Source organism: Thioalkalivibrio sp. ALJ7, assembly GCF_000376865.1.
Classification (GTDB): domain Bacteria; phylum Pseudomonadota; class Gammaproteobacteria; order Ectothiorhodospirales; family Ectothiorhodospiraceae; genus Thioalkalivibrio.
This window is the reverse complement of sequence record NZ_AQXQ01000008.1, coordinates 24,926-48,898: the sequence shown is the minus strand read 5'-3', so window position 1 is coordinate 48,898 and position 23,973 is coordinate 24,926. Positions and strand designations below refer to the sequence as shown.

The following is a 23,973-nucleotide window of genomic DNA, read 5'->3' as shown; positions in this document are numbered from 1 at the left end:
GGAAGCCGGGAAGCTTGGGAAGGGTTTGGATGGATTGCTTTGGAATCACGAGGTCAGGGAATCGGGCCATTGATGAGATGATCTTCGCCAGCTTCCTGTCTTCCTGTCGGTCGTCCTTGAATTGGTTCGTGCCTTCGTGTGCTTCGTGGTGAAAATGCCGTAGTTCGGTTTGGAATGGAGCAGATGCGCCGGGTTGCAGGTCCCGCGCGGGGGGCGGGTCCGGTACAATGCGCTGCTTTTGGCACGTCCGGTTTCGAGGATACGCAATGCGGGTTGTGGAAGGGGGCGCGGCGGTCTCGCCGTTTCGGCTGCAGGCTCTGGAGGCAGGTCTGCGGACAAGCGTATCGGGTGCGGGCCCGCTAGCGGCACGGTTCGTCTATTTTGTCGAGACGCGCCGGCGGCTAAGCACGGAAGAGGACGCCGTGCTGGAGCGGCTGTTGAGTGAGGGCGAGGCGTGGGCTTCTCCGGGGTTCACGGTCGCACGCGAATTGGTGGTGATTCCGCGCTTTGGCACCATCAGCCCCTGGTCCTCGAAGGCCACGGAGATCGCCCATCACGCGGGCCTGGAAGGGGCGGTCCAGCGTATTGAACGGGGTGTGCACTGGCTGATTGGTGGCGAGGCGGCCGAGGGTGCCGACCTCGAAACGTTATCGGCCGTGCTGCACGATCGCATGACCGAGACGGTCATCGAAGACCCGGCGGCCGCGGTACAGCTCTTTCATAGCGAAACGCCGCGTTCGCTTACGCGCGTGGCGTTGGGCGATGACGCGCGTACCGCGCTGGAACGTGCCAATGGCGAACTGGGGCTGGCGCTGTCGCCGGATGAGATCGACTACCTGGCGGACGGGTTCTCGGCCCTGGGACGTGCGCCCACGGATGCCGAGCTGATGATGTTCGCGCAGGCGAACTCTGAGCACTGCCGCCACAAGATCTTCAACGCGGCCTGGGTATTGGATGGCGCGTCGGACGATCGTACGCTGTTCGGCATGATCCGGCAGACACACGCGCGCCATCCAGAGGGTGTGCTCTCGGCCTACAGTGATAACGCCTCGGTGATCGCCGGGCATCAGGGAACCCGCCTGATGCCGAATGCCATTACCGGCGAATACCAGCGTGAGACGCTGGATCTACCGATCCTGATGAAGGTGGAGACGCATAACCACCCGACCGCGATCTCGCCCTTCCCGGGGGCCGCGACCGGTTCCGGTGGGGAGATCCGCGACGAAGGCGCGACCGGGCAGGGCTCCAAGCCGAAGGCGGGGTTGACCGGGTTTTCTGTGTCCAACTTGCAGATCCCTGGGCATGAACAGCCCTGGGAGCGGGACTTTGGGCGGCCCGGCCGAATCGAGAGCGCGCGCCAAATCATGCTGGATGGGCCGATTGGGGCGGCGGCATTCAACAACGAATTCGGGCGCCCGGCGCTGGCGGGTTACTTCCGGACGCTGGAGCTCGCTGTGCCCAACGCGAACGGCGACGAGACGCTTTACGGCTATCACAAACCGATCATGCTGGCAGGCGGGGTCGGTTCGATCCGCGGCGAGCACGTGCACAAGCAGGACGTGCCAGCGGGTACTCCGATCGTGGTGTTGGGTGGTCCAGCGATGCTGATTGGCCTGGGCGGCGGTGCGGCCTCCTCCATGGCCAGCGGTGCGAGCGCCGAACACCTGGACTTTGCCTCGGTCCAGCGCGGCAATCCGGAGATGGAACGCCGCTGCCAGGAGGTCATTGATCGTTGTACGGCCCTGGGTGCCGGCAATCCGATCCTGTCGATTCATGACGTGGGTGCGGGCGGGCTTTCCAATGCGATCCCGGAGATTCTGGACGACGCCGGACGCGGTGGCGTGATTGAGTTGCGCGATCTGCCAACCGCGGAGTCGGGCTTGTCGCCCATGGAGCTTTGGTGCAATGAGGCCCAGGAGCGCTACGTACTCGCGATTGCGGCGGATCAACTGGAGACCTTCCGCACGCTGGCCGAACGCGAGCGTGCCCCGTTCGCGGTGGTGGGCGAGGCCACGGATACCGGGCATCTCAAGGTTGAGGATCGCCTGTTCCACGAACCACCGGTGGACATGCCCATGGGCATGCTATTGGGCAAGACTCCGCGGATGACCCGCGAGGACCGGCGTCTAGAGCCGCCGGTGTCAGCGTTCGATCCGGAGGCCCAGCCGCTGGGAGAGGCCCTGGCGCGCGTGCTGCACCTGCCATCGGTGGCGTCCAAGCACTTTCTGATCACGATTGGCGACCGCAGCGTGGGCGGCCTGGTGGCACGGGATCAGATGGTGGGGCCGTGGCAGGTTCCGGTGGCGGATTGTGCGGTGACCCTGACGGATTTCGACCGTTACACCGGTGAGGCGATGGCCATGGGCGAGCGCACGCCGTTGGCGATGCTGTCGGCCCCGGCCTCCGGCCGGATGGCGATTGGCGAGGTGATTACGAACCTTGCAGCCGCGGATATTGACGGGACGGCGTCGATTCGACTCTCCGCGAACTGGATGGCCGCGGCCGGCGTGCCGGGTGAAGATGCCAATCTGTTCGATACCGTGCGCACCATCGCCGAGGATCTTTGCCCGGCTCTGGGGATCTCGATTCCAGTGGGCAAGGATTCCTTGTCGATGCGGACGGTGTGGGAAACCGCTGACGGCCAGGCGCGCCACATGCACGCACCGGTGTCGCTGATCGTGTCCGGTTTTGCGGCGGTCGCGGATGCGCGGCGCACGCTGACCCCGGAACCAAAGCGTGATGCGGATGAACGTCTGTGGCTGATTGATCTGGGCGAGGGGCGTACCCGCATGGGCGGCTCGGCGCTGGCTCAGAGCTACGGGCATGTGGGCGAGACGACGCCAGACGTGGTCGACGCTGGGCGTCTGCGCCACTTCTTCGACGCAATCGGCACGCTGCGGCGCAACGGCCTTCTGCGCGCCTACCATGATCGGTCCGATGGCGGGCTGATCACAACGCTGCTGGAAATGGCGTTTGCCGGGCGCTGTGGCCTTGATGTCGAGGTGCCGGCCGATGGATCGCCCATGGCCTGGCTGTTCAACGAGGAACTGGGGGTCGTGGTCCAGACGGCGGCGGGGGCTGAATCGGCCTTGCGAGATGCGATGGCCGAAGCCGGATTGGAAGCTCATCTGCACCCGGTTGCCCGATTGCGCGATGACGAACAGGTGTTGATCCATCAAGATGGACGCGAAATCCTGGCCGCGTCCCGCGCGGACCTGCAACACCAGTGGCAGGAGACGTCGGCCTGGATGCAGCGCCTGCGTGATGATCCTGAGTGTGCCGATGAAGAGCTGGCTCGCGTGAGGGAAGACGGCGGTCTGCAGCCGCGCCTGACGTTCGACCCGGCGGAAGACATCGCTGCACCGATGATCGCCCGCGGCGAGCGCCCACGTGTGGCGATCCTCCGCGAGCAGGGTGTCAACGGGCAGTTGGAGATGGCGGCTGCATTCGAGCGTGCGGGTTTCGCGCCCGTGGATGTGCATATGACGGACCTGCTGGATGGGCGTCAGGACCTCGGTTCGATGCAGGGTCTGGCCGTCTGTGGTGGCTTTTCCTATGGGGACGTGCTGGGCGCGGGCGGTGGCTGGGCCCAGACGATCCTGAATCATCCCGCGCTGCGGGACGCGTTCCAGGGCTTCTTTGAGCGTGGCGAGACGTTCACGCTTGGCGTCTGCAATGGGTGTCAGATGTTGTCCCACCTGGCGCCACTGATTCCCGGTGCGGGTCACTGGCCACGGTTCGTGCGTAACCGCTCGGAGCAATTTGAGGCCCGGCTGTCGCAGGTCCGCATTGAGCCCGGTCCTTCGGCGCTGCTTGAAGGCATGGCCGGGTCCATATTGCCGGTGGTGGTCTCGCACGGGGAGGGGCGGATCCGCTACGCGGACGGGACGCCCGTGCATGACCAGGCGGCATTGCGCTACGTGGAGGCGGACGATTCGCCGGCACAGTTGTATCCGGCCAACCCGAACGGGTCCGCGGGCGGTGCGACGGGTTTCGCCAGCGAAGACGGCCGCGCCCTGATCATGATGCCGCACCCCGAACGCGTGTTCCGAAGTGTTCAGCACAGTTGGCATCCACAGGATTGGGGCGAAGATGGGCCGTGGTTGCGTTTGTTCCGCAACGCCCGCGCGTTCGTCGGCTGAGGCTGGATGCGACCGCAGCGTTACGTTAATCAATGGTGTATAACCGGGCCATTCGCGCGGACAACATGAGAGGCGGGAGCGGGCATGGATGACGCCAATCAGGACGAATTTCTCGGTGACGAACTGCGTGTAACGACGGGGTTGATGATCGGGCCGTCGACACGTCCCACGACCGACCCGGTCCTGGCGCAGCGCCTCATTGAGAGTCTGGATTTGTTCGACGATGCGCATCCGCGTGGCGCGATGCCGCACGAGGACGAATCCTCACCCGAGGTGCAACGCCTGGAGCACAAGTTGGACCTCTTGCTGCACCTGGTGGCGGAGTCGCTTCACCCCGAGCGCCCCGATCCTGTTGAAGCAACGCTTAGTAGCCACGGGATTGCACTACCGGCGGGAACGTTGCCGGAAGCTTGCGACCGTGTGGAGGTTTATCTCAGCCGGTTGCTGCCCCAACCCTGCGTCTTGGGTGTCGAGACTCCGACAACGCGTGGAAGCCAGCAAATGACTCGCTGGACCGGGATCGAGGGTCCACTGGAAGAGGCCATCGGGCGCTGGATTTTCCGCCTGCATCGCCGTGACGTGGCGGAAAAACGCCAGAAAGTTGACGCCGGTCGCGATTAGACGGGATACTGCGAACTCGATCACATCATCGGATGCGGCCTTCCTTGGCATCCGGTTTCGGCCATCGGGGCACAGCGGTATGCAGGATTCGGGCGACAAGCAGCAGAACATGCGTATTGCACTCAGTGGCGACGCCGGCGCGGCGGATGCCACGCGGGCGATCCTGAACTGCCTGGGATACGAGGCCGAAACCCACAGCAACCCCCAAGACCTGACCGACGGCACTCCAGCCGCCGCCGTGTGGCTTTGTGGCCCGGCGGCAGAGCTCGAAGCCCGTCTGCGAGAACAACGCGGTGAGGTGGCGCCGATCGTGGTGCAGCCGACCGATGGTGGAGAGGTTCAGGCGGACGGTATCGGTTGCGTCGTCGACCATCCGCTGTCGATTGGTGGCGTGTCGCAGGTCCTGCAGTGGCTGCGTTTCGGCCGCGAACCCGGTTATGACGACATGCCGGGCCTGGTGGGTGCACATCCCACCATGCAAGCCGTGAAGCGGCTGGTGGGACAGGTAGCGCGCACCGATGCCACCGCACTGATCCTGGGCGAGACGGGTTCCGGCAAGGAAGTGGTCGCCCGCACCATCCATAACGCATCGGACCGTGCGGACAAGCCGTTCGTGGCGGTGAACTGCGGCGCCATCCCAGGTGACCTGCTGGAGAGTGAGCTGTTCGGCCATGAGAAGGGGGCCTTTACTGGGGCCTTCACGGCCCGCGCCGGGCGCTTCGAGCTGGCCGAGGACGGCACGCTGTTCCTGGACGAGATTGGTGATATGCCGCTGCCGATGCAGGTGAAGCTGCTGCGCGTTCTCCAGGAACGGGTGTTCGAGCGGGTCGGCTCGAACAAGTCGATTCCGGCCCGCGCCCGCATTATTGCCGCGACCCACCGCAATCTAGATGATGCCGTGGCGGAGGGTAGCTTCCGACAGGATCTGTTTTTCCGTCTGAGTGTGTTCCCCATCGAGTTGCCCCCCTTGCGTGAGCGCACCAGCGATCTGCCTCAGTTGATCGTTGCGCTGGAGGAGCGGTTGCGTGACCAGGGCATGATGCCGGCCCATCTGACGCCTGCCGTGATTGCCCATTTGGGGCAGCTCGCGTGGCCCGGCAACATCCGGGAACTGGCGAACCTGCTGGAACAACTCGCGATCATGTATCCAGACTTGCCGGTGGATCTGGCGCAACTCCCGCAGCGTGTGCGTCCCGAGGGAATCGAGGACCTGGCACTGCGGCCGTCTTCCCAGCAAGAGTCGAGCGCCGGGAATGGCGCGGACAGCAACATTCTGGTGGGAGGGCTGCCGCCTGAAGGGGTGGATCTGCGCAGTTTCCTCAATGATCTGGAGCGCGAAATGATCACCCGGGCCCTGGACGAAACCGGACACGTGGTGGCGCGCGCCGCACGTCGACTGGGTATGCGCAGGACTACCCTGGTCGAACGCATGCGCAAATTTGGCTTGGGTAAGTAGCTCGTAGTGGACGTTGCGACACTCGGCTCGAGGTCGATTCGCACCGAATAGAGTTCACCCGTCTTTATTCGACGCGGCCTGGCACCCATCGTGAGCCGAAACCTACTCGTTCGTTCTCCATGCGGTGTGTGCGTGGTCGGTAGCTGTTGTGTCATTCATGGCTAGCGGGGCGTCCCCCCAAGCCCGATGGTTACGTGGGGGTCGTCATGCGGGAAAGGTCGAGATCTCGTCACCGGGTGGTTGTGGATCGGGCTCGATTAGCGCCATGAGTTTGACGGACTCGTGATTGGATCTTTCGTAAGTCCATGTAAATACGGCTAGTATCTAGATGGCGCGCTTTTTGCTGAATGTCTCCCGAATCTCTATGGGAAGACCTTCATGTCGCGAGCCACAATCCTGTTGGTGGATGCCGACCCTGCATTGCGCGAAGCGGTGGTCGCGGTCCTGGCCAAGATCCCTCGGGTGCGATTGCAGGCCAGTACGGCCGCCGACTTGCCGCGGATGCTGGAGGCAAGCCGCCCCGCGGCGATTCTTGTTCACCGACTCGATGAATTGCATCTGAATGCGCTTCCGGAACCGACCGCGGCGGTGGCCGCCGTCAGCCTGGAATCGACTCAGGAGCGCGCTCTGCAGGCGATGCGCGCCGGGGTTCAGGCCCATTTTGGATTGCCGGAGATGGCCGATGGCCTTGCGCAGTGGCTGCGGCCGCTCATCCAGCCAGAACATGGGTTTGAAGCCCCAGCCCTGGTGGCTCGCAGCGCGGCAATGCGCGGTCTGGATCGGTTTGTCTCGCGTATCGCGCGCAGCTCGGCCACGGTCTTTGTGACGGGTGAATCGGGTGTGGGGAAGGAGGTCTTCGCACGCCAGCTGCACCTGCGCTCGCCGCGCAACCGTGGACCGTTCGAGGCGATCAACTGCGCCGCATTGCCCGAGGCCATGCTGGAGGCGATGCTTTTTGGGCATGCCAAGGGCGCCTTTACCGGTGCCGTCGAGGCGCGCCCGGGTAAGTTCCAACGGGCCCATGGCGGCACGTTGCTGCTGGACGAGGTCACCGAGATCCCGGTGCATCTGCAAGCCAAGCTCTTGCGCGCGCTGCAGGAGCGAGAGGTGGAGCCCCTGGGGGCGCGGCAGACACAGCGGGTCGACGTGCGCGTCGTTGCGACCTCCAATCGAGACCTTCGCACCGCCGTGAGTGACGGGCTGTTGCGTGAAGACCTCTACTATCGGCTCAACGTTTTCCCCCTTTGTATCCCGCCTTTGCGGGAACGCCACGAGGATATCGTTCCCTTGGCGCAAGCACTTTTGCGCCGGCTTAGTGGTGGGCACTTGCGCGACCTGGACGCAGGCGCACAGCGGCGCCTGAACGAACACGACTGGCCGGGCAACGTGCGCGAGCTCGCCAACGTTATGGAGCGGGCCATCACGCTCCACGAAGGCGAGGGCGAATGCGTGTCCGCCGAGGCGGTTTGGCTGGATGCGGACATGCTCAGTCCCTGGTCCACCGGTGGCGACTCAGAGCAAGGAACCGACGCATACGCGGCGGACGCCACCGTGGGCGACGAGAACCCGACGCCGATGTTGGAGCAAACCCTCCAGACGCAGGAGAGCCGGGTGATTCTGAACGTCCTTCGAGAATCGGGCGGGCGCCGGAAAGAGGCGGCCGACCGGCTGGGAATTAGTCCAAGAACATTGCGTTACAAGATCGCGCGGTTGCGCGAACACGGCTTCGCGGTTCCCGCATCGGGTTGAAATCTGCGCACTGGCATATGGATTGCTTGATGCTTGGTAGCGAGTAACGCGTTAGCAGAGGACGTGCAACAGCTGGTGATTCGGATCACGGCACGCCTTGGGGATAAAGATGATGAGCGAGATGCAGATTCAGAACGTCCTGCAGCAGATGCGTCAGCTGACGCAGGCGAGTGGGGTGGAAAATACCAACCCGGCGCAGCAAAACCGTGAGCCTCAGCGGGTCGGCGGTGCGGACTTCCAGAACGTGTTGACGGAGTCGCTGCGAGGTGTGAACCAGGTGCAGCAGGAGGCGACCGACCTGCAGACTCGCTTTGAGCTTGGCGACGACAACGTGAGCCTGCCGCAGGTCATGACGGCGATGAGCAAATCGAGCATCGCCTTCGAGGCAACCAACCAGGTACGTAACCGGTTGTTGACGGCATACCAGGAAATCATGCGGATGCAGGTTTGATCGGCCGCGCTGGCTGAAGGAGAGAACGGACGATGGCCGAGAATGCACAATCCCTGCCCGCGGTGGTAACCGGCGGGATCAAGGAATTCAATGGGATGCCCGCGGGCCGTCAATTGGCGTTGATGGGCATGGTGGCCGGCGCCATCGTTGTGATTGTTGCGTTGCTCTATTGGGCGTTGCGACCGACCTATGTGCCGCTGTTTCCGCGCATGGACGCCGAAGATGCGGCGGAGGTGGTGCAGGTCCTTACACAGGCCGGGATTCAGTATCAGGTCGACACCACCACCGGGCAGGTCAAGGTTCCGCAGGGCGACGTGGCCAATGCCCGGCTGCAGCTTGCCGGTGAGGGGCTGCCGCGCTCCGGCGACATGGGGTTCGAGTTGCTGCAAGAAGACACCGGGATTGGCACCAGCCGAATGATCGAAGGCGCGCGTCACCATCGAGCGATGGAGGGCGAATTGGCGCGTACCGTGGCTTCGCTGGATGCGGTCGACCGGGCGCGCGTGCACATCGCCGAGGGTGAACAGTCCGTGTTCGTGCGTGATCGACGCCCGGCGAGCGCGTCAGTGGTGGTGCACTTGCGCGGCAACCGCTCCCTGAGCGAGTCGCAGGTGGGGGCCATCGTGCATCTGGTCGCTTCCAGTACTTCCGACCTGGACCCGGACCGCGTCACCGTCGTTGATCAGCGTGGGACCCTGCTGACAGAGGATGGTGCCGCCGCCGGCATGGGCGGGAGTGGGGATCGCCTGGGCTTCACTCGCGATGTGGAGAACCGCTACACCGACCGTGTCCGCGATCTGCTGGTTCCGATCGTGGGGCGTGACAAGGTGCGAGTGCAGGTGAATGCCGATATCGATTTCTCGAGCGTCGAGCGTACCGAGGAGCTCTATGACCCCGAGACGATCGCCCTGCGGTCCGAACAGTCCCGCGAAGAAGAGCGCACGGGTGCTGATGGGGGCGCTGGTGGGGTGCCCGGTGCCTTGACCAATCAGCCGCCGGATGGCGGGGCCATTGGGGCGGAGGGCGAGGAAGGCGTGGCTCAGCCCGCCCCGTTGCCCGGCAGCCGCAGTACCAACGTGACGCGCAATTACGAAGTGGATCGTCGCATCAATCACATCCGCGAGATGCCGGGTGGTGTGCAACGGGTTTCCACCGCCGTGGTCGTGGACTTCCGCCAGGAGGTGAACGAAGACGGCGAGACCGTGCAGGTGCCACGGGATGCGGAGGAATTGGAGCGGATCGAGGCGCTAGTCCGCGAGGCCGTTGGCTTCAATGCCGCGCGGGGGGATACGATCAATGTGGTGACCGCCCCGTTCGAGGCCGTGGACGAGGAGCTTCCGGCTGAGGAAATCGCGTTCTGGGAGCAACCCTGGTTCCTTGAGGTGGTCAAAATCGTCGCGGCCCTGCTGCTGGCGCTACTGATCTTGCTAACCGTGGTGCGCCCGGCGATGAAACAGTTGATGAAGCGTCCGCCGCCGCCGCGACGGGAAGAGCAGGAGGCGTTGACCGATGAATCCGGCGCGGCAGGTATGGGCCTCGGCCAAGGGAGCGAGGGTTCGGCGGTAGCGGCCCTGACGGGTCCGAAGGGTCCGGATCAACAGGAGATGGATCTGGAGGCGGTGCGCGAGATGGTCCGCGAGGATCCGAAGCGGGTGGCTCAGGTGATGAAGACGTGGTTGGGTGATGATGGCCGCTGAAAAAAACTCCAAGCTGGAAGGCGCCGAGCGCGCCGCCGTGTTCATGATGAGCCTTGGCGAAGATGCAGCCGCCGAGGTTATGCGTCACATGGGACCGAAGGAGGTGCAAAAGATCGGCACCGCGATGGCCTCCATGGATCGCATCTCGCGTAGCGACGTGAACGCCGCCTTGCACGAATTTTCCTCCCATGTGCAGGAGCAGACGGCGCTGGGAGTGGGCGCGGACGAGTATGTCCGCAGCGTGATGGAGAGCGCCTTGGGCGACAAGGCTTCGGGCTTGATTGACCGGATTCTTCTAGGGCGCAATTCCAAGGGGATCGAGGCACTGAAGTGGCTGGATCCGCGTGCCATTGCGGACATGCTGCGCAATGAACACCCCCAGATCGTTGCCATTGTGTTGTCCCATCTCGATTCGGATCAGGCGTCGGATACCCTGAAGTATCTGCCGTCCCGCGTGCAGTCCGATATCGTCATGCGTATTGCCACCATGGATGGGGTACAGCCGCAGGCCCTGCAGGAACTCGACGACATCCTGGACCGCCAGCTGTCCGGGAATGCGGCGAGCAAGACTTCCCTGTTGGGTGGGGTGCGCTCGGCGGCCAACATCATGAACCTGATGGAAGGCTCACGCGAAGCGGAGATCATGGAAGCCATCAAGGAGTCGGACTCCGACCTCGGTTCGAAGATCGAAGAAGAGATGTTCGTCTTCGAGAACCTGGTGGAGATCGACGACCGTGGCATCCAGACCCTGATGCGCGAGATCCAGACCGAATCGCTGGTTCTGGCGATGAAGGGCGCGGACGACGACCTCAAGGACAAGATCTTCCGCAACATGTCCAAGCGTGCGGGCGAGATGCTGCGCGAGGACCTCGAGGCCAAGGGCCCGGTGCGTGTGAGCGAGGTTGAGGCCGCGCAGAAGGAGATCCTGACGGTTGCCCGGCGTCTGTCCGAAAGCGGTGACATTGTGCTGGGCGGTGGTGGTAGCGAGGCCATGCTGTGACCGACGGCCCCGCGGCCCGGTTGTACACCGACGCATCGGCGTCGCTCTGGGAGCCCCCGGAGATCGGCGACGATGGTGTGCATCCTCCGCGGCGGCTTCCCACGGCCTCCGAGATCGAGTCGATCGAAGAAGAGGCCCGTAAGAATGGTTTCGAGAGTGGTTATGCCGAAGGGCATGAACTGGGCCAGCGGGAGGCCGAAAAGGCCGCGCGCGCCCGCGAGGAAAAGAAACTGCGGGCGACAGTAGCCGAGCTGGAGACCATCGCGGGAGGCCTGGCCGATCCGCTGGCAGACGGGGTGGATGCCCTGGAGCCCGAGTTGCTGGCCCTGGTGACGGCGCTGGCGCGCAAGGTGGTTCAGAGCGAACTGGAGGCCCGTCCGGAGCAGATCAAGACGGTGCTCCAGGGGGCGTTGGCCCAGCTTCCGGGTCGTAACCAGGAGGTTCGGGTTCACTTGCACCCTGAGGACCAAGCACTGGTCGAGGCCTACGGCGAACGTTCAGATGTCCGTATCACCTGGGTTCCAGACCCCGCGCTGGCACGCGGCGGGTGTCGGGTCGAGGCGGGTGCGGCCACGGTTGATGCCAGTCTGGAGCGACGCCTGCAGCATGCGGTGGAGGCGTTGTGGAACGGTGACTATCCGGACGAGGTTTCGCCGGCGCCGGTCGACCCGGCACAGGCGGATGATCGCGCGCGCCCGGAGGATTTGTGAGCACCCCAATCGACGAGGTCCGCCGCAAGGGGCGGGAACGACTTGGCAGCGGCCTCCTGGATCGGCTGCAGCAATCGCGCGGGCGCGTGGAGCGGGTCAATCTGCCGCAGGCAGAGGGGCATCTGTCCCGCCTTACGGGGCTGACCCTGGAGGCCGAAGGCCTGCGGCTTCCGATTGGCGGGCGCGCTCTGATCCACGGTGAGACCGGCCCGCCGGTGCCGGCGGAGGTGGTGGGGTTCCAGAACGATCGTACCTTCCTGATGCCGGAAGAGCTGGCCGCGGGTTTGACCCCGGGTTCGCGAATCGAACCGCTGGATAATCAGCGCCAGATTCCGGTGGGCGACGGCCTGTTAGGGCGGGTGATCGACGCCAACGGCGAGCCGCTGGATGGGAAGGGGCCGATTCGGACCCATCAATTTGGGGGCTTGGCCGGTCGGCCGATCAACCCGCTGCTGCGGGCCCCGGTGCGCGAGCCACTCGATGTGGGGATCCGGGCCATCAATGGCTTGTTGTCCGTGGGGCGTGGTCAGCGTCTGGGTCTGTTCGCGGGCTCGGGGGTCGGCAAGAGTGTGTTGCTGGGGATGATGACCCGAAACACGACCGCGGATGTGATCGTGGTGGGGCTGATTGGTGAACGTGGGCGAGAGGTAAACGAGTTTATCCACGAGATCCTCGATGAGGAGTCACGGACCCGGACCGTGGTGGTGGCGGTGCCGGCCGACCAGTCGCCGCTGCTGCGCCAGCATGGCGCGTGGGTGGCCACTGCGGTCGCGGAGCATTTCCGTGATCAGGGGCTGCATGTACTGCTGCTGATGGATTCTCTGACCCGCTTTGCTCAGGGGGCCCGCGAGATCGCCATGGCGATTGGCGAGCCACCAGCCTCCAAGGGCTACGCGGCGTCGGTGTTTGCGCGGTTGCCACAGTTGGTCGAGCGCGCGGGCAATGGCGATGTCGGGGGTGGCTCGATTACGGCTTTCTACACCGTGCTGGCCGAGGGGGACGACCAGAATGATCCGATCGTGGATGCGGCGCGGGCCATCCTCGACGGCCATGTAGTGCTTTCCCGCGAGATCGCGGAGACCGGACGGTATCCGGCGATTGATGTCGGCGCGTCGGTCTCGCGCGTGATGTCGTCTCTGATTGGACCGGAGCACGAACGCGCGGCGCGACGCTTCCGTGACCTGGCCGCCACCTATATGCGCAATCGCGACCTGATTGCGGTAGGCGCCTATCGCAAGGGGGCGGATCCGCACCTGGACGAGGCGGTGGCGATGCACGAGCGCCTGGAGGCGTACTTGGGGCAGGGGCGTGACGAGGCGATCGGTTTTGATCGCGCCCGCGATGACCTGTTAGCCCTGGTGGGTGGTGGCGCATGAATCCAAAGCGGCTGGAGCGCTTGTTGCGGCTGCGCCGGATCGAGGAAAGCGAGGCCACGCGGCAGCTGGGCGAGCGGTTGCAACAACTCGACGGGATCGCGGACCAGCGCGATCGGCTTGAAAGCTATCAGCACGAGTACCTGCAGGCGACGTTGCCCGATGATGCCAATGCCCTGAAATGGCTGGCCGGGATGCGTGATCAGTTGCGTACGGCTCTGGAACAGCAGGATTTGCGGATTCAGGCCGCGGAGTCACAGGTAGAGACCGCCCGCCAGGCATGGCTGGAGCGACACCGCAACTGCCTGTCGCTGGAGAAGCTGGTGGAGCGGCGGCGGGCCGAGGCTGCGCAGGCCGATGCGCGCCGTCAACAGACCGAACAGGACATGTGGGCGACGCGTCAGGCTCATGCCCGCGAGGGCGCGGCCGGAGGCAGTCAGGATTCGGAAAGTACAGATTGGCAGGGTTCTTGAATGGACCCTGAGTATCGAATGAGGCGAGCGCGCGGGGAATGCCCCGGCACGAAGAGGATCCGAACATGATCGCGACACAAAACGCCGGCCAAGGGATGCTGCCGCTGCTGCAATTGTTGGGCGGTGGATCGCTGCAGGACCTGGATGGCCTGAAGGGCATGGAAGGCGGCTTGCCGGGCTTGAAGGGTGAGGGTGGCGAAAGCTTCCTGGCGGTGCTTGAACCGCAGATGGAGGCCTTGTTGGCGAATCTCGGGGTCCCAGCGGACGAGCTTGAAGGGCTGGACCTGGAGGCGATGCTCTCACGCTTGCAGGATCTGCTGGACGGGCAGGAGTTCGCCGGCCAGGAAGAGGCCGATGGCAAGGGTTTGCCGCTCGCCGGTTTGATGGCGGCAGTATCGGATGCCGGCTCGAATGCCTCCGGACGGAGCGAAACGACTCCGGTAACGGGCCGTTCCGGTGGCGAGGCGCAGGCGCTTCCGGTCAAGCCGTTGCCGGCGGCCGTGATGCGTCTCTTTATCGAAGCCAGCCAGGCCTCAGGGGGCGGGGCCAACCTGAAACCTGAGGTGCTGGGTGCACCTGTGGGCCTGACTCGCGAGAATGTGCTGGATGTGCTGACCCAATGGATGACGCAGGGCGGTGATGATGCCCGGCGCTCCCGAGCGGATACGGTGCAGGGTGTGTTGCCGGCTCTGGCCGGGCAATCCGAAGCGAGTGAGTCGGCGCGAGCGCTGCCACGCTTGGATTTGACCCGTTTGTTGCAACAGCCGAACGGTGCGCGGGAGCTGGCCGATCAGGTCCGGATGCTCGCGCAGGCTCAGGGTGGACGTACCGAGCTCAAGCTGCACCCCCCACAGCTGGGGAGCCTGGATGTGCGCGTGCTGGTGGATGGTGATCGCACCAGCATCCAGTTCATCAGTGCCAATCCAGTGACCCGCGAAGTTCTCGAAGCCGCCATGCCCCGCTTGCGCGATAGTCTGGCGGAGAGCGGGCTGACGCTCGAGGATGCAACCGTGTCCGATCAGGCGGCTGAAGAACAGGCCGAGCAGGATGCGCAGCAGGCGGCGGCTGATGCCGAGGCGGAGCTCATGGATGAGGCCAACGATGACGACGAAGGCAGCACGCTTTCGATGCTGAACCGTCGCCTGGACCTGTTTGCCTGAACTGCCGGCCCGGGCAGTGGCCCTGGGCCCTTTTCTACCTTGATGTACAGAGTCCCTCTGGACGTTCTGGCCGGCCCTTCTGATGGGCGCCAAGATCCCGTCTTTCGGTGCGCTGTGACGGCCGATTCTTGACGTTATCCGGTCTCCAGGGGCGCGTCCGCGCCCTCTTCAATACCTTATTTGTGTCATAACCGTCGGATAGTTCGAAGAAAATCGAACTCTGGCATCCAGCTTGCTATGGTCCTGGCCAAGAGGGAATTCCTGGTTTAACCGGACAGTGGGTGCGAAATGGCAGAGAAGGAAGTCAATCTGGATGGCGGTGAAGACGGCGCCCCGAAGAAGGGTGGCATGGGCAAACTGATTGTCCTGCTGCTGGTTGCCGTTCTATTGATCGGCGGGGCTGCGGGAGCGGCCTGGTTCTTCCTCGCCGGAGACGGCAATGACGAGCAAGTCGAAACCGGCCCGCCGGAACGCTTCTACACCAGCCTGGAGCCGATGACTGTGAACATCGAGGCCCCAGGCCGGATTCGCTACCTGCGGGCCGAGTTGAGCTTGGTGACGCACGACGCGGACGTCACCGCGGCGCTTGAGCGACATATGCCGGCGATCCGCAACGACGTCCTCGGCATCCTGGGCGAGCAGCGCTATGAAGACCTGAACACACGGTCGGGCAAGGAGACACTTGCGGAGGAGCTGAAAGAGGCGATCCGGGAAATTCTGAGCTCGCGGGATGCCCCGAACGCGGTCGAGGCCGTGTTGTTCAACGAACTGGTGATGCAGTAGGAGCCTCGTCATGGCACAGACGGATATCCTCAGCCAGGACGAGATCGATGCCCTCCTGCACGGTGTAGACGAGGGCGAAGTCGAGGTCGAAGACCCGTATCCCAGTGATGGGCAGGCGCGGGAATTCAATTTCGCGACCCAGGATCGGATCGTCCGTGGGCGCATGCCCACGCTGGAGATGATCAACGAGCGCTTTGCGCGTCATCTCCGGGTCCGTCTGTTCAACGTGTTGCGGCGGTCCGCCGAGATCTCGGTGGTGGGCACCCGGATCACCAAATTCTCCGAGTACATGCATTCGCTGTTCGTGCCTACCAGCCTGAACCTGGTGCGCGCGCACCCGCTGCATGGCACGGGGCTGTTCGTGTTCGATCCCAAGCTGGTGTTCATCCTGGTCGACAACTTCTTTGGCGGGGACGGGCGTTACTACACGCGTATCGAGGGGCGTGATTTCACGCCGATGGAGATGAAGGTCGTACACGGGGTGCTTCAGGGTGCCTTCGAGGACATGCAGAAGGCCTGGCAGCCGGTGATGGAGCTCCAGTTCGAGTTTCTGAACTCCGAGGTGAATCCCCAGTTCGCCAATATCGTCTCGCCCACCGAGATCGTGGTGATCAGCGAATTTCACATCGAGCTCGACGGTGGGGGCGGCAACCTGCACGTAACCCTGCCGTACTCGATGATCGAGCCGATACGCGAGCAGCTGGATACCGGTATCCAGTCCGACCGTTCCGATGTGGATCAGCGCTGGATGCACGCCTTGCAGGAGGAGATTCAGACCGCGGAGGTCGAGATCAGCTCCATGCTCGCCGAGACCGAGGTCACGGTGCGTGAACTGCTGGATATCCAGCCCGGAGACATTATCCCGGTCGATCTCCCCGACACGATCACCTTGCAGGTCGAAGACATCCCGATGTTCCGTGGGAAGTTCGGCGTATCCAATGGCATGAATGCGCTCCAGGTTTCGGAACGCATTATCAAACGATAGAGGGCCGCAACATGGCAGACACCGACGATCCCAAACAGGACACTCCAACCCCGGATGAAGAGGCCACGGAAAACGAGGCCACGGATTCGACGGAAGGTGGCTCCGATGACCAAGCCCTGGCCGATGAATGGGCGGCGGCTCTGGCTCAACAGAAGGACGAGGACGACGAAGGCGCCGCCGACCCGGACGCCCTGTTGAACGAGGCACAGGGTGGCAGCAGTGCCGAGGCGGTGGCAGAGGATACCCCGAAGGCCGAGAAAGCAGAGAAAGTCGAGAAGCGAGAGCGCAAGCACAAGCCTGACGAAAGCGCCGAGGCTTTGCAGCCCGAACAGCTGTCGGGAGTCGTTCAGGGCGATGGCGAAGAGATGAATCTGGAGATGGTGCTGGACGTGCCGGTCACCATCTCCATGGAGATCGGCCGTACCCGAATCCCGATCCGCAACCTCCTGCAGTTGAATCAGGGTTCGGTGGTGGAGCTGGACCGGTTAGCCGGTGAGCCGTTGGACGTGCTGGTAAACGGCACGCTCATCGCCCATGGCGAGGTGGTGGTGGTCAACGAAAAGTTTGGTATCCGCCTGACCGACGTGATTAGCCCCAGCGAGCGGATCCGAAAGCTTAAATAGCCATGAATCAACGTTATACGCGCATATCGGCCACCATTTTGGCGGCCGTCACGGGGAGCCTCTGGCCACTCAACGCCCTTGCCGACAGTGGCAGTGGTGGTGCGGCGGGCTATCTGGCCCAACTGATTGGCGGGTTGGTGCTCGTGATTGGGGCCATCGTGGTGTTGGGGTGGGTCCTTCGTCGCACACAGGGTGGCTTGAACCGGGGATCGCAGGCGATCGAGATCGTAGCGGCACGCTCGGTGGGGACCCGAGAGCGTCTGGTGCTCGTTCAGGTCGGGAATGAGCAGGTCCTGGTCGGCGTGGCGCCCTCCGGGATTCGCACCCTGCACACAATGAACGAGCCGGTGACGGCGGCGGTGGGCGAGACCCCGGATTTCTCCAGCGCACTCAAGCGCGCCGTGAGCCGCCGTAGCGCGCCCGCCAGCGAACGGGGAAATCCGTGATGTCGCGGGTTATGCGAATCGCAATGGCCTTGGGTCTGTTGGCCTTGCCGGGTCTGGCGGGTGCTCAGGTCGCACAGGGCATCGAGGCCCTGACCGTGACCACCAACGGGGATGGGGGCGAGACCTACTCGGTCACGCTGCAGATCATCCTGCTGATGACGCTGCTGACCCTGCTGCCGTCGATCCTGATCATGATGACCGCGTTCACCCGCATCCTGGTGGTGCTGGCGATCCTGCGTCAGGGCCTGGGGACGACTCAGACCCCATCCAACCAGATCCTGATTGGCCTGGCGTTCTTCCTGACCTTGTTCGTGATGGCACCGGTGTTCGACGAGATCTACGAGACTGCGTTCGTGCCCTATGTGAACGAGGAGATGGGTACGGAAGAGGTGCTGGAGGCGGGCGTGCAGCCCCTGCGCGAGTTCATGCTGGCGCACACGCGCGAAAGCGATATCGCGATGTTCGCCGAGATCAACGGGATCGACGGCTTCGAGGAAGCCGAGGACATCCCCTTGAGCCTGTTGGTACCCGCTTTCATCACCAGCGAGCTGAAGACCGCCTTCCAGATCGGCTTTTTGATCCTGATTCCCTTTCTGATCATTGATCTGGTGGTCGCATCCGTCCTGATGTCGATGGGGATGGTCATGCTGTCACCGCTGATCATCTCTCTGCCGTTCAAGGTGATGTTGTTCGTTCTGGTCGATGGCTGGGCCCTGATGATGAACACCCTCGCCACCAGTTTCTTTGTTTAGGAGATCCAGATGACACCCGAACTGGTTGTCGATGTGGGGCGCGAGACCCTGACTATCGTGGTGCTGTTGGCGGCGCCACCGCTGCTAACCGCCTTGGCTGTGGGCCTGGCGATCGGCATGTTGCAGGCGGCTACCCAGGTGCAGGAAATGACGCTGTCGTTCATCCCGAAGCTATTGGCGATGTTCGCGGCCCTGCTGATCAGTGGCCACTGGATGCTGGCGTTGCTGATTGACTACACCGAGCGGCTCTACGAGGGCGCGCCGGGGATGGTGGGCTAAGTGACCCTGGCGGCCGAACAGCTGGTGCTGTGGGTGGGGGCGGTCCTGTGGCCGTTCGCGCGCATTGGCGCCATGTTGGTGGCCATGCCGATTTTTGGCGCCGATACCGTGAATGTCCGTGTGCGCATGGGCCTGGCGCTCCTCCTGTCGATTTTCGTCGCGATGCAGGGTCCGGTGCTGCCGGACATCGACCCGCTCAGCCTGGAGGGGGTCGTCGTCACCCTGCATCAGATCGCGATTGGTGTGTTCATGGGTTTCATCCTGCAAATGGTGTTCTCGGCCGTGACCCAGGCGGGCGAGGTGATCGCACTGGGCATGGGTCTTGGTTTTGCGTCCATCGTGGATCCAGCCCAGGGGGTGCAAGTCCCGGTGGTGTCGACCATCTTCGTAATCTTCTCGACCTTGCTGTTCCTGGCCATGAACGGGCACCTGATTGCCCTCGAACTAATGCTAACCAGCTTCGAGACCATGCCCATTGCGCCGACGGGTCTGAATGCCGAGGCGTTCCATGCGTTGGCGGCGTTCGGCTCCATGATGTTTGTCGGCGCGGTACTGGTCGCCTTGCCGGCGGTCGCGTCGCTGTTGTTGGTGAATATCTCCATGGGGGTCATCACCCGCGCATCGCCGCAGCTCAACATCTTCGCGGTGGGCTTCCCGATGATGATCCTGATGGGTTTTGTGCTGCTGATGTTCACCTTGCCCGGGCTGCCGGAGCGCTTCGGGGAGTTGATGTTCGAAGGCTTCCACCTGATGCAGACGCGGATGGGTTTCTGAGATGGCCGAGAACGAGAGCGGACAAGAAAAAAGTGAAGAGCCGACTCCGAAACGCCTGCGCGAGGCGAAGGAGAAGGGGCAGGTACCGCGCTCGCGTGAACTCAGCACGTTCCTGGTGCTGATGGCGGCTGGGAGCTTCATGTTGATGTTCGGTCCGCACATGGGCGCGCAGCTCGCGGATCAGACGGGTAACCGCTTCGATATTGAACGCGAGATGGTGTACGACTCCTCCTTGTTGCTGCCGTACTTGGCGGAGGAGATCTTTCGGACGCTGCGCATGCTGTTCCCGTTGTTTGGCGTGCTCATTGTCGCCGCGATGCTGGCGCCGATCGTGATTGGTGGGGCCAACTTTTCGTGGAAGGCGGCGGCACCGAAGGCCTCTAAGCTGAATCCGCTGAAGGGCCTCAAGCGGATCTTCTCCTGGCAGGGCTTGATGGAGTTCGGCAAGACCTTTGCCAAGTTCGTGTTGATCTCCAGCGTGGCGGTGGCGGTGCTGGCCACGTTCTCGGATCGACTGCTGATGCTGGGATACGAGCCGCTCCATCAGGGGATTGCGCATGCCGCGCAGTTGGTCCTGGGAACGTTCATCGCGGTCTCGGCGGCGTTGATCTTGGTGGCGGCGATCGATGCCCCGTTCCAGATGTGGAACCACCAAAAGCAGCTGCGCATGACTCGCCAGGAGGTCAAGGACGAATACAAGGAGACCGACGGCAAGCCCGAGGTCAAGCAGAAGGTCCGTCAGTTGCAGCAGGAGATGGCCCAGCGCCGGATGATGGAGGAGGTGCCCAAGGCCGACGTCGTGATCACCAACCCGACCCACTATGCGGTGGCGATTGTCTACGAGGCCTCGCGCATGGCGGCGCCGAAGGTCGTGGCGAAGGGCGCGGATGAAGTGGCGGCCTCGATCCGCGCGGTGGCTGATGAGCACGCGATCATCCGTGTCGAGGCCCCGCGCGTGGCACGAGCCATCTACTTCACCACCGATCTGAATCAGGAGATCCCGAACGGGCTGTTTGTGGCGGTGGCGCGCATTCTCGCTTACGTCTACCAGCTCAAGCGCGCCGACGCGGATGCCGAAATGCCAGGTGACCTGCCGGTACCCGAGGACTACCTGGATCCCGACAAGCAACGCGGTAATCGGAGGAATCGCTGATGGCCTTCTTCGACCGCCTCGGGAACGTGGGCAAATGGGGGCTGGGCGCGCCGATCCTGTTGGTCGCGATGCTCTCGATGATGGTACTGCCATTGCCGCCGTTGGCATTGGACGTACTGTTCACCTTCAATATCGCGTTGTCGCTGGTCGTGATCATGGTGGCGGTGTACACACCGCGGCCGCTTGAATTCGCCGTATTCCCAACCGTTTTGCTGGTTGCCACTCTGCTGCGCCTGGCGCTGAACATCGCATCCACGCGCGTGATCCTGCTGGAAGGGCATACCGGAACGGACGCCGCCGGCAAGGTGATTCAGGCCTTTGGTGATTTCGTGGTCGGTGGGAACTACACCGTCGGCCTGGTGGTGTTTGCGATTCTGATCATTATCAACTTCGTAGTCGTAACGAAGGGGGCTGGGCGCGTGTCCGAGGTCAGCGCGCGCTTCACGCTGGATTCCATGCCTGGCAAGCAGATGGCGATCGATGCCGATCTGAATGCCGGCATCCTCAGCCAGGAAGAGGCGCGCAAGCGCCGCGAAGAGATCGCCAGCGAGGCGGATTTCTACGGCTCGATGGACGGTGCCTCCAAGTTCGTTCGCGGGGATGCGATCGCGGGCATCCTGATCCTGTTCGTGAACATCATCGGTGGCCTGACCATTGGTGCGGTGCAGCACGGGATGTCCCTTGGCGACGCCGCCACCAACTACGTGCTTTTGACCATTGGCGATGGCCTGGTCGCCCAGATCCCCTCGCTGGTCCTGTCGTCGGCCACCGCAATCATCGTGACCCGCGTGACCAGCAGCCAGGACATGGGCCAGCAGGTCTACGGCCAGATGTTCTCCAATCCGCGCGTGTTGTATGTCGCGGGTGGGGTGATTGCCGCACTGGGCGTCGTACCGGGTATGCCGAATGCGGTGTTTCTGGGTCTGGCCGCGCTGATCTTTGGGTGGGCCTACCTGCTCAGGCGGCAGAGCCGCCAGGCAGAGGTGGAGGTTGAACGCATCGCACCGGAGTCCGAGTCTGCAACCCGCTCGGAGGATCGCGATCTGACCTGGGAAGACGTGCCACCGGTGGATCTGGTGTCCCTGGAGGTCGGCTACCGCCTGATTCCACTGGTGGATCGCACCCAGGACGGACAGTTGATGGGCCGCATCAAGGGGGTTCGGCGCAAGTTGTCGCAGGAACTGGGTTTCCTGCTGCAGCCGGTGCATATCCGCGACAACCTCGAACTGAGCCCCAATGCCTATCGCATCAGTCTGCTCGGAGTCACCGTGGCCGAGGCCGAGGTGTTCCCCGATCGCGAGTTGGCGATCAATCCGGGCGAGGTCTTTGGAACGGTGCCGGGTACGCCCACCAAGGATCCGACCTTCAACCTGGACGCCCTGTGGATCGATCCGGCGGATCGGGACCAGGCCCAGGGGGCGGGCTATACCGTGGTGGATTGTTCGACCGTGATTGCCACGCACCTGTCGCAGGTGTTCCGCGAGAACGCTCACCGCCTGATCGGCCACGAAGAGGCTCAGCATCTGCTGGACCAGCTGGCCCGGCATTCTCCGAAGCTGGTGGAGAACCTCGTTCCCAAGACGCTGTCGCTGTCGATCGTGCTGAAGGTGTTGCAGAACCTGCTGGCCGAACAGGTCTCGATTCGCGATCTGCGAACGATCGCCGAAACCCTGGCAGACGAGGGTGTAAAGAGTCAGGATCCCGGCACTTTGACTGCCGCCGTGCGCGTCGCATTGTCGCGTTCGATCGTCCAGGACCTTGTAGGACCGGAGGATGAGCTGCCATTGATCGCACTGGACCCCTCGCTGGAACAGCTCTTGCATAAGTCCCTGCAAGGCAGCTCGGGCGGGACGGTTGGATTGGAGCCCGGACTGGCGGAACGGTTGCAGCGTTCGGTGGCCGATGCGGCCCGCCGTCAGGAGATGGCCGGACAAGCGGCGATCCTGGTGGTGGCACCGGAGATCCGGTCCTGGATTGCCGGGTGGCTGCGCGGCGCGGTTCGTAGCCTGACGGTGCTGGCCTTCACCGAGATCCCGGACAACCGTCGGATTCGGGTGGTGGCGACCGTGGGCCAGGAAGAGTCACAGAAACAGCCGGCCTGAACGTGAGCGCCTGAGAACAAGCGCCGAAGAACGAGCAAAAGGGTTCCGTCGCGCAAGCGGCACAGGAGATAAAGCATGAACGTCAGACGATATCGGGCCCGGGACATGCGTGACGCGATGCGTCAGGTGCGCGAGCAGCAGGGCGAAGATGCGGTGATTCTGTCCAGCCGGCGCGTCGATGGTTGGCTGGAGGTGGTCGCCGCGCTGGAAGACGGTGAATCCTCCGAGCCGATGCACGAGCCGGAAAGGACACGCTCCAGCAGCCCCGCGCGCCCGTCCGCCGAACGAGCCCCGGAGCAGGGGGCGCCTTCCTGGCCCGCCGATCCGGAGCTGAAGGCGATGCGTCAGGAGCTCCGCGACCTGCGCAGCCTGATGAATCGCCAGTACGCCGAGAGCGAAGAGGCCCGATGGGCTGCGCGCCACCCGCTGGCAGCCGAGTGCAAGGCGCGCCTGATGGACCGGGGCTTCAGTGAATCCCTGGCACGGAGTCTTGCGGGCAGCATTCTGGATGACAGCTCCCCGGAGCAGGCATGGGAGCGTCTGCGTGCCCGCTTGTCGGGGGCGATCGCGACGCATCGCCCAACCATCCTCGACGAAGGCGGATTGCTGGCAATGGTCGGACCCACAGGTGTCGGCAAGACCACCACCCTCGCGCGGATCGCATTGCGCCAAATCCGTCGCATGGGCCCGGATTCGGTTACGCTGGTTACATTGGACTCACAAAGGATCGGCGCGACGCGGCAGCTGCAGGCCTTTGCCCAGATGGCGGGGGTCTCGGTCCGTGCGTTGCAAAATGCGCGCGAATTGCGTGACCTGGCCCGGCGGGTGGAGGATGGACACCTGATCCTGGTGGATACGGCGGGGCAGGCTCCGAACGCAGTGGAAGAGGAGTCGTTGTTTGCGCATCTGCCGCCGAGCATTCGCGCCGAGAGCTGGCTGGTGGTATCGGCCACTACTCAGGGCAACACCCTGCGGCGGGTGCTCGAGGCCTTCCGCAAGGCAGAGCCTTCGGCGCTGGTGTTGACCAAGCTGGACGAGGCCGAACAATTAGGCGAGGTGTTGTCAGTGCTGCTGGATCAACATCTGGGGCTGGGATTCGTCAGCGATGGTCAGCGCGTCGCGGAAGACTTCCATCGCGTGGATACCGGCCATCTGACCCACCTGGCACTGGATGACGACGCGGATGGTTCAATGGCGAAAGCAAACGCCCGCGAGACCTGGGCCGCCGAGCGCCTGGCGGAGAT

At 63.6% G+C, this 23,973-nt stretch carries 20 protein-coding genes and 1 pseudogene; all 21 read left to right on the top strand.

Annotation, left to right across the window (positions count from 1 at the left end; translation table 11 throughout):
- Positions 1–266: 266 nt before the first annotated feature.
- Positions 267–4,142 (top strand): phosphoribosylformylglycinamidine synthase, encoded by a 3,876-nt coding sequence (gene purL / locus D002_RS0103160; RefSeq protein ID WP_018140462.1) that lies wholly within the window; start codon positions 267–269, stop codon positions 4,140–4,142.
- Between the two features lie 84 nt (positions 4,143–4,226).
- Positions 4,227–4,763: a PilZ domain-containing protein gene (locus D002_RS0103155; protein ID WP_018140461.1), complete on the top strand. Its 537-nt coding sequence runs from the start codon at positions 4,227–4,229 to the stop codon at positions 4,761–4,763.
- A gap of 79 nt (positions 4,764–4,842) precedes the next feature.
- The gene (locus tag D002_RS0103150; RefSeq protein ID WP_018140460.1) at positions 4,843–6,219 is read left to right on the top strand and encodes a sigma-54-dependent Fis family transcriptional regulator; all 1,377 of its coding nucleotides are present in this window, start codon (positions 4,843–4,845) and stop codon (positions 6,217–6,219) included.
- A 378-nt stretch (positions 6,220–6,597) separates the two neighbouring features.
- Positions 6,598–7,968, top strand: a complete 1,371-nt coding sequence (locus D002_RS0103145; RefSeq protein ID WP_018140459.1) for a sigma-54 dependent transcriptional regulator — start codon at positions 6,598–6,600, stop codon at positions 7,966–7,968.
- Between the two features lie 112 nt (positions 7,969–8,080).
- Positions 8,081–8,419 (top strand): flagellar hook-basal body complex protein FliE, encoded by a 339-nt coding sequence (gene fliE, locus D002_RS0103140; protein ID WP_018140458.1) that lies wholly within the window; start codon positions 8,081–8,083, stop codon positions 8,417–8,419.
- 32 nt (positions 8,420–8,451) lie between these two features.
- Positions 8,452–10,116 carry a flagellar basal-body MS-ring/collar protein FliF gene (fliF, locus tag D002_RS0103135; RefSeq protein WP_018140457.1) on the top strand — a complete coding sequence of 555 codons (1,665 nt, stop codon included), beginning with the start codon at positions 8,452–8,454 and terminating at the stop codon, positions 10,114–10,116.
- Positions 10,106–11,116, top strand: a complete 1,011-nt coding sequence (gene fliG / locus D002_RS0103130) for a flagellar motor switch protein FliG (protein WP_018874743.1) — start codon at positions 10,106–10,108, stop codon at positions 11,114–11,116. The genes fliF and fliG overlap by 11 nt, the downstream gene beginning before the upstream one ends.
- On the top strand, positions 11,113–11,826 hold the full coding sequence (locus D002_RS0103125) for a FliH/SctL family protein (RefSeq protein WP_018140455.1): 714 nt from the start codon (positions 11,113–11,115) through the stop codon (positions 11,824–11,826). The genes fliG and D002_RS0103125 overlap by 4 nt, the downstream gene beginning before the upstream one ends.
- The gene (locus D002_RS0103120; protein ID WP_018140454.1) at positions 11,823–13,202 is read left to right on the top strand and encodes a FliI/YscN family ATPase; all 1,380 of its coding nucleotides are present in this window, start codon (positions 11,823–11,825) and stop codon (positions 13,200–13,202) included. The genes D002_RS0103125 and D002_RS0103120 overlap by 4 nt, the downstream gene beginning before the upstream one ends.
- Complete coding sequence (fliJ, locus tag D002_RS0103115) at positions 13,199–13,672, top strand: flagellar export protein FliJ (protein WP_018140453.1); 474 nt, start codon at positions 13,199–13,201, stop codon at positions 13,670–13,672. The genes D002_RS0103120 and fliJ overlap by 4 nt, the downstream gene beginning before the upstream one ends.
- A gap of 65 nt (positions 13,673–13,737) precedes the next feature.
- Complete coding sequence (locus D002_RS0103110; RefSeq protein ID WP_026181480.1) at positions 13,738–14,832, top strand: flagellar hook-length control protein FliK; 1,095 nt, start codon at positions 13,738–13,740, stop codon at positions 14,830–14,832.
- Between the two features lie 288 nt (positions 14,833–15,120).
- Complete coding sequence (gene fliL, locus D002_RS0103105) at positions 15,121–15,615, top strand: flagellar basal body-associated protein FliL (RefSeq protein ID WP_018140451.1); 495 nt, start codon at positions 15,121–15,123, stop codon at positions 15,613–15,615.
- Positions 15,616–15,625: 10 nt separating this feature from the next.
- Positions 15,626–16,600 carry a flagellar motor switch protein FliM gene (gene fliM, locus D002_RS0103100; RefSeq protein ID WP_018140450.1) on the top strand — a complete coding sequence of 325 codons (975 nt, stop codon included), beginning with the start codon at positions 15,626–15,628 and terminating at the stop codon, positions 16,598–16,600.
- Positions 16,601–16,611: 11 nt separating this feature from the next.
- Positions 16,612–17,223 carry a flagellar motor switch protein FliN gene (gene fliN / locus D002_RS0103095; protein WP_018140449.1) on the top strand — a complete coding sequence of 204 codons (612 nt, stop codon included), beginning with the start codon at positions 16,612–16,614 and terminating at the stop codon, positions 17,221–17,223.
- Positions 17,224–17,225: 2 nt separating this feature from the next.
- Positions 17,226–17,669, top strand: coding sequence for a flagellar biosynthetic protein FliO (fliO, locus tag D002_RS0103090; RefSeq protein WP_018140448.1), 444 nt, complete (start codon positions 17,226–17,228; stop codon positions 17,667–17,669).
- On the top strand, positions 17,669–18,421 hold the full coding sequence (fliP, locus tag D002_RS0103085) for a flagellar type III secretion system pore protein FliP (RefSeq protein ID WP_018140447.1): 753 nt from the start codon (positions 17,669–17,671) through the stop codon (positions 18,419–18,421). Before fliO ends, fliP begins: the two co-directional genes overlap by 1 nt.
- A 9-nt stretch (positions 18,422–18,430) precedes the next feature.
- Positions 18,431–18,700, top strand: coding sequence for a flagellar biosynthesis protein FliQ (fliQ, locus tag D002_RS0103080; protein WP_018140446.1), 270 nt, complete (start codon positions 18,431–18,433; stop codon positions 18,698–18,700).
- Positions 18,701–19,474, top strand: coding sequence for a flagellar biosynthetic protein FliR (gene fliR / locus D002_RS0103075; RefSeq protein ID WP_018140445.1), 774 nt, complete (start codon positions 18,701–18,703; stop codon positions 19,472–19,474).
- A 1-nt stretch (position 19,475) separates the two neighbouring features.
- Positions 19,476–20,627, top strand: coding sequence for a flagellar biosynthesis protein FlhB (flhB, locus tag D002_RS0103070; RefSeq protein WP_018140444.1), 1,152 nt, complete (start codon positions 19,476–19,478; stop codon positions 20,625–20,627).
- The gene (gene flhA, locus D002_RS0103065; protein WP_018140443.1) at positions 20,627–22,729 is read left to right on the top strand and encodes a flagellar biosynthesis protein FlhA; all 2,103 of its coding nucleotides are present in this window, start codon (positions 20,627–20,629) and stop codon (positions 22,727–22,729) included. The genes flhB and flhA overlap by 1 nt, the downstream gene beginning before the upstream one ends.
- A gap of 105 nt (positions 22,730–22,834) precedes the next feature.
- Positions 22,835–23,900: pseudogene (gene flhF, locus D002_RS0103060) on the top strand (flagellar biosynthesis protein FlhF); the annotation flags it as partial.
- Positions 23,901–23,973 lie beyond the last annotated feature (73 nt).